16 protein-coding genes are annotated in these 15,691 nt (G+C 33.1%); 15 read left to right on the top strand and 1 reads right to left on the bottom strand.

Annotation, left to right across the window (positions count from 1 at the left end):
- The first annotated feature begins 223 nt into the window (after positions 1 to 223).
- From ACTTKP_RS04900 to ACTTKP_RS04855, 10 genes are all read left to right on the top strand, one after another.
- A complete protein-coding gene (locus ACTTKP_RS04900) occupies positions 224 to 1,174 on the top strand; it encodes a diguanylate cyclase domain-containing protein (protein ID WP_442552787.1) in 951 nt (316 codons plus the stop codon).
- Between the two features lie 103 nt (positions 1,175 to 1,277).
- Complete coding sequence (locus ACTTKP_RS04895) at positions 1,278 to 2,150, top strand: IS30 family transposase (RefSeq protein WP_442552802.1); 873 nt, start codon at positions 1,278 to 1,280, stop codon at positions 2,148 to 2,150.
- Between the two features lie 123 nt (positions 2,151 to 2,273).
- The gene (locus tag ACTTKP_RS04890; protein WP_442552786.1) at positions 2,274 to 2,480 is read left to right on the top strand and encodes a helix-turn-helix domain-containing protein; all 207 of its coding nucleotides are present in this window, start codon (positions 2,274 to 2,276) and stop codon (positions 2,478 to 2,480) included.
- 27 nt (positions 2,481 to 2,507) lie between these two features.
- Positions 2,508 to 3,125, top strand: coding sequence for a TetR/AcrR family transcriptional regulator (locus ACTTKP_RS04885; RefSeq protein ID WP_442552785.1), 618 nt, complete (start codon positions 2,508 to 2,510; stop codon positions 3,123 to 3,125).
- A 485-nt stretch (positions 3,126 to 3,610) separates the two neighbouring features.
- Positions 3,611 to 4,750, top strand: a complete 1,140-nt coding sequence (locus ACTTKP_RS04880; protein ID WP_442552784.1) for a ThiF family adenylyltransferase — start codon at positions 3,611 to 3,613, stop codon at positions 4,748 to 4,750.
- A complete protein-coding gene (locus ACTTKP_RS04875; RefSeq protein ID WP_442552783.1) occupies positions 4,695 to 5,666 on the top strand; it encodes a hypothetical protein in 972 nt (323 codons plus the stop codon). Before ACTTKP_RS04880 ends, ACTTKP_RS04875 begins: the two co-directional genes overlap by 56 nt.
- On the top strand, positions 5,663 to 6,589 hold the full coding sequence (locus ACTTKP_RS04870; RefSeq protein ID WP_442552782.1) for an ABC transporter ATP-binding protein: 927 nt from the start codon (positions 5,663 to 5,665) through the stop codon (positions 6,587 to 6,589). The genes ACTTKP_RS04875 and ACTTKP_RS04870 overlap by 4 nt, the downstream gene beginning before the upstream one ends.
- The gene (locus ACTTKP_RS04865; protein WP_442552781.1) at positions 6,576 to 7,319 is read left to right on the top strand and encodes an ABC transporter permease; all 744 of its coding nucleotides are present in this window, start codon (positions 6,576 to 6,578) and stop codon (positions 7,317 to 7,319) included. The genes ACTTKP_RS04870 and ACTTKP_RS04865 overlap by 14 nt, the downstream gene beginning before the upstream one ends.
- The gene (locus ACTTKP_RS04860) at positions 7,320 to 8,042 is read left to right on the top strand and encodes an ABC transporter ATP-binding protein (protein ID WP_442552780.1); all 723 of its coding nucleotides are present in this window, start codon (positions 7,320 to 7,322) and stop codon (positions 8,040 to 8,042) included.
- A 716-nt stretch (positions 8,043 to 8,758) separates the two neighbouring features.
- Positions 8,759 to 9,592 (top strand): CPBP family intramembrane glutamic endopeptidase, encoded by an 834-nt coding sequence (locus ACTTKP_RS04855; protein WP_442552779.1) that lies wholly within the window; start codon positions 8,759 to 8,761, stop codon positions 9,590 to 9,592.
- Positions 9,593 to 9,720: 128 nt separating this feature from the next.
- Here ACTTKP_RS04855 and ACTTKP_RS04850 read toward each other — a convergent pair whose 3' ends face one another.
- On the bottom strand, positions 9,721 to 10,413 hold the full coding sequence (locus tag ACTTKP_RS04850) for a class A sortase (RefSeq protein ID WP_442552778.1): 693 nt from the start codon (positions 10,411 to 10,413) through the stop codon (positions 9,721 to 9,723).
- A gap of 109 nt (positions 10,414 to 10,522) precedes the next feature.
- On the opposite strand from ACTTKP_RS04850, the gene ACTTKP_RS04845 reads away from it, so the two are divergent.
- From ACTTKP_RS04845 to ACTTKP_RS04825, 5 genes are all read left to right on the top strand, one after another.
- Complete coding sequence (locus ACTTKP_RS04845) at positions 10,523 to 11,689, top strand: class I SAM-dependent methyltransferase (RefSeq protein ID WP_442552777.1); 1,167 nt, start codon at positions 10,523 to 10,525, stop codon at positions 11,687 to 11,689.
- 136 nt (positions 11,690 to 11,825) lie between these two features.
- Positions 11,826 to 12,977: a DUF819 family protein gene (locus ACTTKP_RS04840; RefSeq protein ID WP_442552776.1), complete on the top strand. Its 1,152-nt coding sequence runs from the start codon at positions 11,826 to 11,828 to the stop codon at positions 12,975 to 12,977.
- A 36-nt stretch (positions 12,978 to 13,013) separates the two neighbouring features.
- Positions 13,014 to 14,516, top strand: coding sequence for a UDP-glucose--hexose-1-phosphate uridylyltransferase (gene galT / locus ACTTKP_RS04835; RefSeq protein WP_442552775.1), 1,503 nt, complete (start codon positions 13,014 to 13,016; stop codon positions 14,514 to 14,516).
- Between the two features lie 21 nt (positions 14,517 to 14,537).
- Positions 14,538 to 15,092: a phosphatase PAP2 family protein gene (locus ACTTKP_RS04830; protein WP_442552774.1), complete on the top strand. Its 555-nt coding sequence runs from the start codon at positions 14,538 to 14,540 to the stop codon at positions 15,090 to 15,092.
- A 13-nt stretch (positions 15,093 to 15,105) separates the two neighbouring features.
- The coding region (locus ACTTKP_RS04825) for a DMT family transporter (protein ID WP_442552773.1) at positions 15,106 to 15,691 on the top strand (586 nt) is incomplete at its 3' end.

Below are 15,691 nucleotides of genomic sequence, written 5' to 3'. Positions count from 1 at the left end.
ATCAGAGTTTATCTGATTATGCAGCTTTTTCACTTTACGTATCACGCCTTAAAATAAAGTTGCATATTGCACTCCCATTTTATCATATTAATATGGCTTAGGAAAGATAGAAAAATTTAACATTAGTCAACAATGCTTGACATAGTGATTAAAACCCATTATTCTTATAGTGATTGTGAAAATAGAAATTATAGTAACCATAATGCCTTCACAGGAGGGAAATATGAACCATAGTACAATTGACATGGAAGATGGCGGTATCTACAAAGTCATGCTTGAAAATATGGATGTAGGTGTATATTTTGTAGATAAATCCAGACAGATTACATTTTGGAATAAAGGTGCAGAAACAATTAGCGGTTTTTCAAAAGAAGAGGTAGTAGGTAAATTTTGCCATCATGATATTTTAAGTCATGTTGATGAAAAAGGAAATAAAGTATGTGTAGTCGGCTGTCCGTTAAAGGATACAACTGAGGATGGAATCCCCAGGGAGACGGTAGTGTATCTTCATCATAAAGAAGGGCATAGGGTAAGGGTAAAAGTAAAGTCCTTTCCTCTATATATAGATAATAAGCTTGTCGGGGCAGGAGAAGTTTTTGAGAAACTTATTGGAAATGAAATAAACAAAGAGTTTAGGGACAGTTGTACGGAAATGAGCTGCTCTATAGAGGAATTAAAGATGCTTGCTCTATATGATAAGCTTACGGATCTTCCTAATAGAAGATATTTAGAGTCCATCCTTGAATCAAGGTTTATGGAGTATAAACATTTGCACCTTACTTTTGGAATACTTTTTATGGATATAGATGATTTTAGGAATTTTAATAATACTTATGGTCATGACATGGGTGATAAGGTATTGAAAGTGGTGGCAAATACTTTTATAAGTGCAATAAGAAAGACAGATTTTGTGGGAAGATGGGGAGGCGAGGAATTTATAGGAGTTTTCCCTATGGTAAGTAAAATTGAACTGGAGGCTATAGCAGAAAAAATAAGAGTGCTTACAGAAAATTCAGTTCTTAAAGAGAGTGATGGCAGCAGATATAATATTACGGTTTCAATTGGAGGCACTATAATAAATGCGTGGGATGACATAGAGTCGCTTATTAAAAGGGCTGACGAGAAGATGTATATAAGTAAGCAGTTAGGTAAAAATAGAGTAACGATAGGATAGTGAAAAGGGGCTGTCGCACTAAGAACTAGTGCCCAGCTCCTTTTTTTCTAAAAAAATAGCAGCCAGACTCCTAAAAGTCTGGCTTTTGGTGTATAATTAAGTTATACAAAAAACCAAATTAACACATAAAAATTATACCTTGAATGACGGAATATATCAACTAAAACTTCCGCTAAATATTGAAACAATTATTCCTGAAAATGATTCTGTGCGGTTACTCAGTCAGTTTGTGGAGGGAATGGATCTGACTGATCTATATTCAACTTATGAGAGGATGTCTCCATACGCAGCATTAGAATTTGCGAAATCAAATGCTGTCAGGGTGAACATATGTTTAAGAACATTGTATAACTATATAAATGGAAATCTCTTTCTGAGCCTAAGCCGTTCAAACCTGATATATAAGAAAAAGGAAAAGACTGTAAGGAAGAAGGAAAAGAGGTCATTAAAGCGTGGTGGTGAAAGCATTGAGAAAAGGTCTGATGAGATAAATTCACGCCTTACGCTGGGGCATTACGAGATGGACACAGTGGTGTCAGGGAAAGGGTCAAAGGCCTGCCTGCTCGTCCTTACGGAGAGGCTAAGCAGGAAGGAGATAATAGTAAAGATAAAGGACAAGAGCAGTGCGTCAGTAGTGGAGGCTCTTGAAGGGCTTAGAAGGATACACAGGGGTAAATTTTCTAAGATGTTTAAAAGCATAACAAGTGACAATGGAACGGAGTTTTCTGATGCGAAGGCAATTGAGGAAATGGGGATAAAGTATTTTTATGCACACAGCTACTGCTCGTATGAATGTGGAAGCAATGAGAACAATAACAGGCTGATAAGAAGATTCATAGCCAAAGGCATGGACATAGGTAGTTTCAGTAAAAAGAGGATCAAAGAGATAGAGAAATTTATGAATAACTATCCGAGAAAAATATTTGGTTGGCTGAGCTCAAATGCGGTCTATAAGAGCCTAGAAAAAAATTTATAAAATACTGACATTTAGGGTTGCAATTTATATTTTCTTATGAGAGCGAAATTATAGTGTGAAATATTGATTGCACTCAATACTCATGTTATAATATATCAACGATAAAAAATAAAGAGGACTTTTATGGCACTAAATTATAGACCATTATGGAATCAACTGGCTGAAAAAGGGTTGAAGAAAACTGAAGTAATAGTGATGGCGGAATTAACAACTAATGTTATGGCACAAATGGGGAAAAATAAACCTATTACACTTAAGAATTTAGAGAAAATATGCAAGACTCTCGATTGCACACCTAATGATGTGTTTTCTTTTGATGATGAGATATAAAAATTAAAATGGAAAGGGTTTTGATATATGGAGGATAAAGAAAATACAAAAAATAAAATTATAAATGTAGCATGTGAATTATTTTTGACAAAAGGATATGAAGAAACTAGGATTTCGGATATTATAAATGGATTGGATGGGCTTACTAAGGGAGCTATATATCATTATTTTGATTCAAAAGAGGATATTTTTAATGCAGTTGTTAGTGAGATAGGAAATAAAAATATACAACTATTTGACGAAATAAAAAACGATAATAAATTAAGTGGAGCTGAAAAGTTATCAAAAATTGTTAAGTCAAGTTTTGATAATGAAAATAGGGCAACTATTACGGATATGTCACCTAACTTACTAGATAATCCAAAGTTACTTTCAGCATTTATTATTGAAATGAAGGAAGTAACAATTCCTTTATTTATTATGCCAATAATAAATGAAGGAATTGGAGATGGAAGCATTAGAACAAAGTATCCTAATGAGTTGTCTGAAATGATAGTAGTTTTATTGAATTTATGGTTAAATCCATTGATATTTCAAGATGAAAAGTTCAAAATGGCGAATAAAATGAAGATTATTAATGCCATGCTTAAAGAATTTGATATAGAGCTTTTTGATAAGGAGTTAATGAGTAAAGTAGATAAATAGGTTTTTGTCTATAAATATAACGCATAGTTGGTAGGTAATATACTACTAATTGTGCGTTTTTTTATTGGATATTTCACTACCCAAATAAATTGGTAGCAAAGATATTGACAACATACCACGAGTATGTTAACATATAAGTACATACCAATGGTATGTACTTAGCAGTACTGCTAAGTAGGTTGATCAATCAATTAAAATTTTAAGGAAGGGAGATTGTTAGCATGAAAAACATTAGAGTGCGTAAAGCAGAAAGTGCAAATGCAACAGCATGGTGGATTATAATTTAATTATGACAAGAGAAGAGTCAGTGCGTTTTCGGTAAATTCAAAATAAATAACGTTATTAATGGACTTGTGTTTAGTGTTGAGTTTATGTTGAGAACGTAAATGTAAGTGGTAAGGATAGTCGAAACCACTAATCTTAATCAAGTGGTAGGTCTATTCAAACATTTAGGGCTACCATTTGATTTTTATAAGGGAGAAATTATGGAAAATAAATATATTAGACCAAGAGTTAAACCAATATATCCTGTATATAAGCTAAATGAATTATTATTTCGCATAGGAGCTCAATTAGGAATAACGACCGAATTTGAAGACCCTGAGGGAAAACTTTATAAGTTAGTTTCAATTTTGGATGGCAGAGAGCTTAGCGATATTTTAAAATACATGAAATCTGAATTTCCGGATTTAACAGAGGAAGATGTAATAGATGGATTAGACATTTTAAGTAATGAGGATTTAATAGAAGAGTCTGAAGACTTTTCTAAATATGGTATAGATGAAAGATATATTCCTAATATTAATTACTTTAGCAGATTTATGAAATATGGGATGAGTGCTTATGAGATTCAGAAGAAGATAAATGATAGCACAATTTTATTATTAGGTCTCGGTGGCGGAGGTTCAAACATATTAACTCTTCTATCAGGGTTGGGTCCTCGAAAAATAATAATTGTAGATTATGATAAAGTTGAAAAAAGTAATTTGGGACGACAATTATTATATAAAGAATCTGATTTAGGACAACTGAAAGTTGATGTAGCTGTAAGGACACTGAAAGAAATGAATTCAACTATTGATGTAGAAGGACATAACAAAAAAATAGAAAGGTATGAAGATGTATTGGAATATACCAAGGGAGTAGATTTAGTTATTTGCGTTATAGATGAGCCACCGTTTATAGCACAAAAAACAGTCAATAAAGCTGTTGTTGAAGCAAAAATTCCATGTGTATTCGGTGCTTCACAAGTTAGCAGAGGAAGAGTTTTTTCGGTAATACCTAATATGACAGGGTGTTTTGATTGTTTGAATATACACTATACACTTCATGATGATAAATTTGTAGAGCAATTTGTGGGATTTAGGGATATAGATTTTAATCCGCCAACTGTTGCCTATGCACCAGCTATGTATCAATTGACAGCTGCAATCGTTGATGAGGCAGTAAGAATTTTAACTGGATATGCAGAACCTAGAAGCCTTAGTACACAATACGAAATAAATTATGAAGACGGTTCTTCGTTCACACACCCATCATGGACAAGATATGAAGAGGATTGTCCTACTTGTGGGAATGGTAAGTCAGACAAATGGGAAATATTTAGATATTATGATAGAAAATAAATTTAAAGATACGGATGATTGTGCTTTAAAGGATATTTCGTATCGTGAGATGAAAAATGGAGAATATATTTTATATGCAGATAGAGCTGAATTATTAGTAGTCAATAGAGAAGTGGCTTTAACCGTTATAGAAAAAGATAAAATAAATATAACAAAAAATAAGAAGTTATTTGAAATACTGAAAAATAATGGTTTTTTAATTGATGAACATAATGAGATAAATGGTTTACCTAAGGAACCCAAGAATAACATTTTTAGAATGCTACAAATTTTTCTAATGGTAGTATTTGGATTAAGTGTTCTGTTACTCCTATTGTATGGTAGTCAAAAATTAATTTGGAATAGCTTGTATATAGTTCCTTTTGACAGGAGAATTTTTGGTTTGATTTTAATTGGCATTTCATTTTCTGTTGGGACAACGATTCTTCATGAATTTATGCATCTGATATTTTCTAACAATATAAAGAATATAAAAAGAATGCTTAGTATATCCTTAAAGAAATCAACAGCATATGTTTCATTAACACATGTTTGGACATGGTCAGTGTTTTCAAGGTTAATGGCAGTATCTGCTGGGATTATGATAGATATAGTAGTACTGTCTATATTATTGGTTATTGGAAAAGTATTAAATAATGAGATTGAGACAATTTTAATGTCGATAATGTTCTTGAGAATTATTTGGCAGTTTGGATTTCATAGGAAAACTGACGGAAAGTATTTTTTAATGATGTTATTGGATAATCCGTTAATTGATATTGACTACAAAACAAACAGAAATGTACTAACTAAAAAAGAGGTTTTAGCATGGAGAATTGCATGTGTAATAGGTAAGATTATAGATCTATATTTACTGTTTTTTTGGATTATGCCTATAGTGTATAAGACTATTTTGTGGATTGGAGGTAGGATATGAACAAAACTGTTTTAACTATAAAAAATTTAACAAAATTATATAAAAACAACACTAAGGCAAATGATAATATATCCCTAAACTTTGAAAGTGGGGAAATAACTGCATTAATTGGTCATAATGGAGCAGGAAAAACTACACTTCTGAATCAAGTTATAGGATTGGTCAAGCCTACAAACGGTGAGATATTAATTAATGGTATTAACATTGTAAATAAACCATCCTTGGCAAGAAAATTAGTATCATCGATGCCTCAATTTCAGGTACCCATCAAAGGAGTTAGTGTTTATCAGGCTGTTGATAGTATTTTAAGAGTGAAGGGGTTTTCTAAAGGGGTATCGAAAGAAAAAGCAACGAATATTATTAAGGAATTACAGATTGATGAATGGGGAAATGTATCAGGAGAAAAATTGTCGGGGGGATTACAAAGGCTGACATCTTTTGCAATGACAGTAACATCAGATACACCAGTGGTTTTATTGGATGAGCCAACTAACGATGTAGATCCCGTTAGGCGAATAGTAATGTGGAGGTATTTGAGGAAACTTGCTGATAATGGCGTCATTGTTATAATCGTTACTCATAACCTTCTTGAAGTGGAAAAATATGCAGATAGATATGTTTTACTAGATAAAGGTTGTGTGAAAAAAGATACGAAAACATGTGGTAAGAGTTTAAAAGGCGGTGAACATATTATAAATATAATCGGAATTGAAAAAGATAGTATATCAGTTTTCCGAAATGTTTATAACACGAAATATTATGATGAAGAAAAAAGATTGTTAGTTTTTTTAAAAGAAAGTGAAGTTATAAATGCGGTAGAGACAACATTAAAACTACTAAGGGAAGAACAAATAATAAGCTATGACCTAAAAATTGGTAGCTTAAATGATACTTACGGAGGGATGATAGATGATGACGATTAAAAATAGATATAATACCTCCATTGGACTAGTTAAATGGAGTTTGATAAGACACAAATTTTATATTCCCGTATTTATTGTGGTGCAAATTTTGCTATCTCTATCTATAATATATGGTTTTTCTTTTGTAACAAATGCAGTTGATGATTTATCAAAATCATTTCTTTGTACTGGGGCTGTAACAATAAATATTATTGCGGTTACTTGTGTGTTGGCACCTCAAATTGTAAGTGAAGCCAAACAAAATGGCATATTTGATTACCAAAAAACATTACCAATATCACGTATAGGAATTTTAATATCAGATTTACTTGTGTGGGGGATCATTTCATTACCGGGTGTTTTTGTATCCATGATTATTGGTTCGATGAATTTCAACATGAATATGCACTTTGGGATTATTGGTAGTATAAGTTTATTATTTGTAATAACATCACTGATTTTGTTTGGTTTCTCCATTGCTTATTTACTTCCACCGAATATGATGACATTGGTAACTCAGCTTATTATGATTGGAGGATTACTTTTTTCTCCAATTATTTACTCAGCCGATAGATTGCCAAATTGGATGTCAAATATATATAATTATCTACCATTTGTACCAGTAAGCAATATTATTAGATTTAGCTTATTTAGATTAAATGATTTTAATTTTATGGATTATTTAATTGTATTTATTTGGGGAGCAGTTTCATACTTGGCTTCAATGTATGTTTTAGCAAGGAGGAAGTAAATGGAAAAATTGGTAGTAAATAATTTAAGTAAATTTATACAAGGGAAAATTATTCTTCAAGATATAGATTTATGTTTTGAATCAAATAAGATATATGGGCTTATTGGGAATAATGGAGCAGGTAAAACTACGTTTTTTAGGACAATTACAGGATTGACTAGTTATAGCGGAGTTATAACTGTGTACGATGGACAAGAGCATTTTAGTAAATTGAATTACATTCTTAAGCATGTGGGAATTGTTATACCTTTTCCTGAAGAGTATGATTCTTTTTCTGTTAACGAAGTATTTGAAGAGCATTTATTTTACATGGGAGTCAATGAAAATGTAGATCTTATTGAATTGCTTAATTATGTTGATTTGAATATTTCACTTAAAACTAAAATATCTAAACTATCACTTGGCATGAAACAAAAATTAAATATTGCAATTGCTTTATCACATAGACCGGATATTTTGTTATTGGACGAACCATTCAACGGATTAGATAGAACAGGGATAAGTAAGCTAAAAAGTATAATAAAAGAATTTAGAAAATCAAATAAAGTTGTAATAATATCAAGTCATTCTTTTAGAGAATTGGACGACATAATTGATAGCGTGGTTGTTTTGGATAATGGAAAAGTTATGTCTACTGATGATATTTCTTCTTTCCCGTCTAAAAATATTGGAAATATTGAAGAATATTTTGAAATAGTGAAAATGGGAGGGCACAATGGATAGAAAATATGAATATAATAAAGCTAAGAAATACTTAAAGTATTTAGTTATATTGATTCCGATTGTTCAAGTGTGTTCTTTGGCTTTTTTTTCATTAGTGGGCAAATTTGAAAAAATAGATACAGACTTGATATTACAAAGTAGTAGAGGAATAGTAACATTATCATCTACAGTAGCATTGAGTATTATTACTATATCTGTGGTCTATATTCTGAACAAGAATATAGTATTAAGATATATAGGGAATTTTAGAGAAAGGACATATATTTATCCGTGTGGTAGAAATAAGATGTTTATAAGTAAATTGAATTCAGCAATATACATTTATTCGGTGCTATATATTTCTATATTGTGTATGGTCAATATAACATACATTCTTTTTGGAAGAAATATTTTGAGGCATTGCAATTCAACGTTTTACTTAGTTGATGTCTTAGGTGTCTTTAATATTGTGATAATGTCTTTCATGATTAGCTTGACTGTTATACTATTTTCGTTAATTTTTGGAATAAAATTTCAATCAACAAATATTTCTTTGATTACGGCAATAGTATCAATTGTTATTATAGGAAATTTGGTAGCAAATACATATATTATACCTAATCAGCTAATGTTTTTAATAAGTATATGTGCTTGCTTAATTATTTATTTTGAAATTAAATATTTATCCTCGATGATAGCAAATGATGATGTTATGTGCTAAGATAGTAGGTTTTATTATGAAAAAATATAAGGATTTTAGAGATATTACATGTTCTAATTGGATTTTTTTAGTTGTCATAATGTTGATAGCGGTAATTATATCTAAAGTGGTTACAGGAGCAGTATTATTAATGCTAGTAGATAGTGTAAGAGATACATTTAAAATACTTTATTTGTTGTATTCCTGTATTATTGATATGTTTGTTATATTACTGATTAACACCTTATTCAGTAAGCAAGAGCTATCGTGTTTAGGAATAACATCAAGAGTGATTGAAGGATATTATAAAGGTATGTTTTGCGGAACGATACTTTCTGTATTAGTAATCGCTGTAACATATTTTGGGTTATCAGGGCAATTAGAAATCAATAAAAATATAAATATTATAGTAACATTTATGATGCTTATTGGGTTTTTGATACAAGCTACATCGGAAGAAATTTTATTTAGAGGCTATATTCAAAATGTGGTGAAAAAGAAGAATGGAAATAGATTTGCAATAGTGATTCAAGCTAGTATATTTGCATTGGTTCACTTATTAAGTGTAGAAGGTCAACCAATAGCGGTGATTAACCTATTTTTGTTTTCTGTACTATTGGGTTGGATAATGGCTTATTTTAAGAATATCTTTTTAGTTAGTGGGATACATTTTATTTGGAATATCTTTATAACATTTATTATAAATGGTAAAATCAGTGGAATCGTAGTTAACGATTATGTTACAAGATTTAACTTTAAGGGAAACAGTGTTTTCACTGGTGGAAAATTTGGAATAGAGGGTAGTTTATTCGTAACTATAATTTTCATAGTAATGATACTTATTATAAAAATTAAGAGCGGAAAAATGTAGTCAAATAATGATGAGATATAGAATGATATGCTCCCTTCCAGGCAGTAAGAGATTTTGTTTTTTCTCTTGTCTGCCTAGAAGGGAGCATATCACTTTTTAAAATTTGTTAATGCGACAGCCCCTTATTATTATTTTGTCACCATGCTCTCTTCACGATACTTATATTTTTTTACAAATTTTCCTATTGCAAAAAAACGGTTGCTGGTCCAAGTTCCCTTATCACAGGTCATGAGCGATATGATGGGCTTTCCGACTTTATCAGCTTCAGCATCATCTAAAAGTTCAAGAGAGGTATTCGGCACAATCTTAGTTTCAATTACCTTATATTCATAGATTTTATTTTTATCTGTAATTTTTATAATTGCGCCCTTTTTTATATCCATAAGAGAGCCGAAAAGAAGACTTTTATCACCATTGTTATGGCCGGCGAGAGTGTAGTTTCCTTTACCCATTTTGTCATCAGGTTTCATTGTGCCTACACCTCTTAAGAGATTATAGTTGGTAGTGCCCTTAAAAATACAGAGGTTCATGTCAAGAGAAGGGATTACAAGTTGGCCTATAAGAAGGCTTTTATCAATCGAACCATGGTCAAGCAATGTGGCAGTAGGAGATATTTCCTCAACCTGCTCAAAATCAAATATTTCTTCAGGCTGCTCCTTTTCTTCGTTTTCTTTAAGTACTTCAGGAGGTGTTTCCTCTACAATTTTTACAGCAGTCCTTACTTCATCTTTAAGTTTAAACTTATTATAAGTAGGCAACAGCATTAAGGAAATGCCGGAGAGTACAAGCAGGAGAAAAATAAATTTTCTTAAAATTTTCATACTAAAATCATCCTTTAACATGTTATAATTAAGAAAAGGAATTAACCTTTTTATAAGTATAGCATAATTTTGTGATTTTGTCAGTTGTTTAATAAATGAAAGGATTTTTATGAAAAATAGGGCTATTACGTTGAAGGAAACAGTAGAAGAGCTTATGAGGCTTTCTCCAATTAAAATAATAATAAGTAATAATGTATCAAAAAGCTTAGTTGTGAAACGGATTCAGATAGAGAAGAAGGAGAGATATTATCAGGCGGCAAGCTATACTGCAACGCAGGTATTTCATAAAAATCTGGATGAAGAAGGGGTTAAAAGGCTTTGCCTTGATGAGCTTGGGGAGAATTTTTTGCAGTTAAATGCTTGGAGTCTGTCAGAAGAAGCATCAATTAAGCTTACAAAGAAAAGGAAGGTATTTTTTGATATAAAAAGAGCGGATAATAAAGTCTTAGCTAAGGAGGTAAGAAACAATAACAGAAAGAAAAATTATATACTCGAAGAAGGACAGGTTATTGAACCTTTGGCAGATATGGGAATTTTTACTGCTGAGGGCAAGGTGGTTAATGCTATGTATGATAAATATAAGCAGATAAACCGTTTTATCGAAATTATAGATGATGAGCTTAAAAAGAAAATAATTACACATTTAAATATCATAGATTTTGGATGCGGCAAATCCTACCTTACTTTTATAGTTTATTATTATCTCACCCGTATTAAGAAGATAAAGGTTAATATGATAGGACTTGACCTCAAAGAGGAGGTAATTAAAAAATGTAATGAGGCAGCAGAAAAATACGGATATGACACGCTTTCATTTGAATTAGGAGATATAAACGGATATTATGCTCCGTTTAAGGTTGACATGGTAATTACTTTGCATGCCTGTGATAGGGCTACGGACTTTGCGATACATAACGCAATTAATTGGGGAGCAACTTATATTTTTTCTGTACCCTGCTGTCAGCATGAGCTGAATAATCAAATAAGAAGTGATGAGTTTTCACTGATGACTAAGTATGGTATAATAAAAGAAAGGTTTTCTGCACTGATAACGGATGCGGTGCGTGGTAATATGTTGGAATATATGGGATATAATGTCAATCTGTTAGAGTTTGTAGACCTTAGCCATACACCTAAGAATATACTTATAAGGGCGGTAAAAAATCCTAATAAGCAAAAGTCTGTGAAAGAGAGAGCCGTAGAAGAGGTAAAGAGAATGATGGAGGAATATGGACTAAGTCCTACACTTTACAGGCTTATAGTAGAAAAACATTGACATATTATTCTGCTAGGTATATAGTTTTGATATAATTTTATATTAGGAGAAGGAGGTTATTATATGGGGACATTAACTTTTTTTTTGGGGGGGGGGGGCAGCAGATGATACTTGGACTCTATGGACAATTTTAGCTGTGTGTGCAGCCCTTGCTATTTATTTAGAGCAGAGATATGCTTGGGCAGGTAAAGTCACAGGCTGTATTTTGGCATCTGTATTCACAATGGTTCTTTCGAACCTTGGGATAATACCTACAGATGCACAGGTTTATGATAATGTATTGGGTTATGTGGTACCACTTGCAATACCGTTATTGCTTTTTAATGCTGATATTAAGAAAATCAAAAAAGAGTCGGGACGTGCCTTGGCTATGTATCTATTAAGCAGTATAGGTACTATAGCCGGAGGATTTATAGCATATTTTGTATTAAAAAATGTAATTCCTGAACTGGGGAGAATAATACCTATGTTTGTAGGTACTTATACAGGTGGTTCAGTAAATCTTATAGCAATGTCACAGTACTACGAGGTGTCCGGACAGATAGTATCTGCAGCTATTGTGGCAGATAATGTTGTCATGATAATTTATATTTTAGTGCTTATTTCAATACCCGGAATGGCAATCATTAAAAAAATATACAGGCGTATGTATGAAGAAGAGGTTATAAGCTGTGCTGAAGAAAGTGAAAATAAAAATAAGGCTGCCAATTACTGGGGAATAAGGGAAATTTCACTTAAAGATATGGCGGCTGCAATAGCAATAGCTTTTACAATTGTTACGATAGCTACAAAAATCTCTTTGCGTATTAAAAGTATTTTCCCGGGAGGCGGTATAACCAGTAAGTTTGTATCCGGATTTCTTGGTAACAAATATCTTATTATGGTGTTGTTAATTGTGGCTATAGCATCTATATTTCCAAATAAAATGTCAAAGATAAAAGGAGCTCAGGAAGTAGGTACTTTTCTTATACATATGTTTTTTGCTGTTATAGGTGCTCCGGCATCACTTATTGCTGTTATAAAAGAGGCACCCTTACTTCTCGTAGTGGCAGTAATCATAGTTGCAGTCAATATGGTTTTATCATTTACTTTGGGTAGATTATTTAATTTTACTGTGGAAGAGATAATGATTGCCTCAAATGCAAACATAGGAGGGCCTACTACAGCGGTAGCTATGGTAGTATCAAAAGGGTGGGGGGAATTTATAATACCTAGTATTCTAATAGGAACACTGGGTTATGTTTTGGGGCATTATTTTGGAATTTTTTCCGGTATGCTGTTGATTTAGTGGGGAAAATAATTTTATGTAACAAGGAGAATGGTTATGATTTACAATGCTATTGATAGGCTTATTGCTTTTGGCCTTGCAAAAGGACTATTAGAAGAAAATGATGTTTTGTATACAAGAAATAAACTTCTTTATACTCTTGGACTTTCAGATTATCAGGGAAGTGGAGAAGTGGCAGAGTGTAAGGAGGAGCTTGCTGAGATTTTAAAAGATATTTTGAAATATGCAATGGAAGAGGGGCTTGTAAGCGATTCAATTACAGAACAGGATTTATTTGATACTAAAATTATGGACTGTCTGCTTGGAAGACCTTCGGAAATAGTGGCTAAGTTTACTGCTCTATGCAGGAAGAGTCCAAAGGAAGCTACTGACTGGTACTATGATTTCAGCAAGGCAACTAATTATATCAGGGAAGACAGAATTATAAAAGATGTGAAATGGCAGGCAGATTCTCCTTATGGAAAACTTGATATAACAATTAATCTTTCTAAACCTGAGAAAGACCCTAAGGCAATAGCTGCGGCTAAGAAGCTGGTGCAATCAGGCTATCCTAAATGCCTGCTTTGCAGAGAAAATGAAGGATTTGCAGGAGATATGAATAAGCCTGCAAGGGAGAATCATAGGATTATACCGCTCACTCTTGGCGGAGAAAACTATTTCCTACAGTATTCGCCTTATGTTTATTATAATGAACACTGCATCATATTGAATGAGGGACATGTGCCAATGAAGATAGACAGGGCAGTTTTTCTTAAGTTACTTGAGTTTACAGAAAAATTTCCACATTATATGGCAGGTTCAAATGCAGACTTACCGATAGTTGGAGGATCTATCCTTACACATGACCATTTTCAGGGCGGAAACTATGAATTTCCTATGGCTAGAGCAGGACTGCGTACAGAAGTAAAATTCAAGGGATATGAGGATATAAGGGCAGGAGTTGTAAACTGGCCTATGTCTGTAATCCGTCTGACAGGTGCTGATTATAGAAAGCTTGCAGAACTTGCAGATAAGATACTCTTGCTTTGGAGAGGATATTCTGATGAAGAGGTAGATGTGTATGCCGAAAGTGACGGAGAGCCTCACAATACTATAACTCCGATAGCAAGACGCAGGGGAGAAGACTTTGAAATAGACTTGGTACTTAGAAATAACAGGACTACCGAGGAGTTTCCTTTGGGTATTTTCCATCCACATGATAAGTTGCACCATATAAAGAAAGAAAACATAGGGCTTATAGAGGTAATGGGACTGGCAGTGCTTCCGGGCAGGCTGAAAGGTGAAATGGACAGCCTCAGAACAGCCCTGCTTAAGGGAGAAGATATAAGAAAGGATGAAGTTTTAGCTAAACACGCAGACTGGGTAGACGAATTTATGGCTCGTCATAAAGAGTTTAATGAAGTAAATGCAGAAGAAATAATCAGACAGGAAATAGGACTTGTATTTTCTGAGGTTCTTACAGATGCAGGTGTGTATAAAGATGATGAAAATGGAAGAAAGGGAATACTTAGGTTTATAGAAAGGGTAAATGCACTGTAAAATCTAAGTATTAGGTGATGGATGGCAGAAATTTTAATTAATTTAGATAATAATATATTGTTGTATTTGCAGGAACATGTAAGGAATCCGCTGCTTAATGCACTGCTTATACCTTTTACTTTATCAAATAATGCGGGCATAATCTGTTTGATAGCAGTAGCCTTGTTTTTGTATTTTAAGAAACTTAGAAAAGTAGGAATTTTGATGGGTGTATCCCTTGCTATTGAATTTATACTAACTAATCTTATTATAAAAAATTGGGTGGCGAGGATAAGGCCTTATGAGCTGATAGACGGACTTACCCTATTAGTCGGTAAGGCGACAGACTATTCGTTTCCGTCAGGACATACAGGAAGTGCCTTTGCACTGGCAGTTGTGGTCTTTATGGTAATGCCTTGGAAGTATGGAGTCATAGCATTGACACTTGCGTCTTTAATGGGATTTTCAAGACTTTATGTAGGCATACACTATCCGAGTGATGTGCTTGGCGGGATGGTTTTGGGAGTCATAACCTCGATTATATCGGTTAAGTGCCTGCCGGATTCATCAAGCCTTATGAAAAGATTTACAGAGTAAAAGAGGTATATGAATGAACATATCTGATAAAAAGAAAGGAATATTTTTCATTCTTTTGGCAGGCTTAGGCTTTGCCTTGATGGGCTTGTTTGTGAAGTTTGCAGGAGATGTTCCGACAATGCAGAAGGCCTTTTTTAGAAATATTGTTCCCGTTTTTATAGCAGGAGCAGGACTTAGCGGTATTGGAGAGAAAATAAAGCTGAATAAAGGAGACTTAAAGTTTCTTATACTGAGAGCCTCCTTCGGTACGGCAGGAATAATTTGTAATTTTTATGCCTTAGACCATCTGAAGCTTTCGGATGCTAATATGTTAAATAAGCTGTCACCATTTTTTGCAATTATATTTTCGTTTATACTTTTAAAAGAAAAGATAACTATATTTCAGGGAATAGCAGTTTTTGGTGCTTTCGTAGGAGCAATATTTATCATAAAGCCGACAGGTGATGTAACAATGTTTCCTGCACTTATTGGAGCATTAGGCGGAGTAGGGGCAGGAGCAGCATATACTATGGTAAGGATACTCGGCAAAAGGAGGGTGAACGGGAAACTGGTTGTATTTTTCTTCTCAGTTTTCTCCTGTTTGGTCAGCTTTCCTTTTT

Source organism: Catonella sp., assembly GCF_052169795.1.
Lineage (GTDB): Bacteria > Bacillota > Clostridia > Lachnospirales > Lachnospiraceae > Catonella.
The sequence above is the reverse complement of the archived record's forward strand: the minus strand, read 5'-3'. Positions and strand labels throughout refer to the sequence as shown.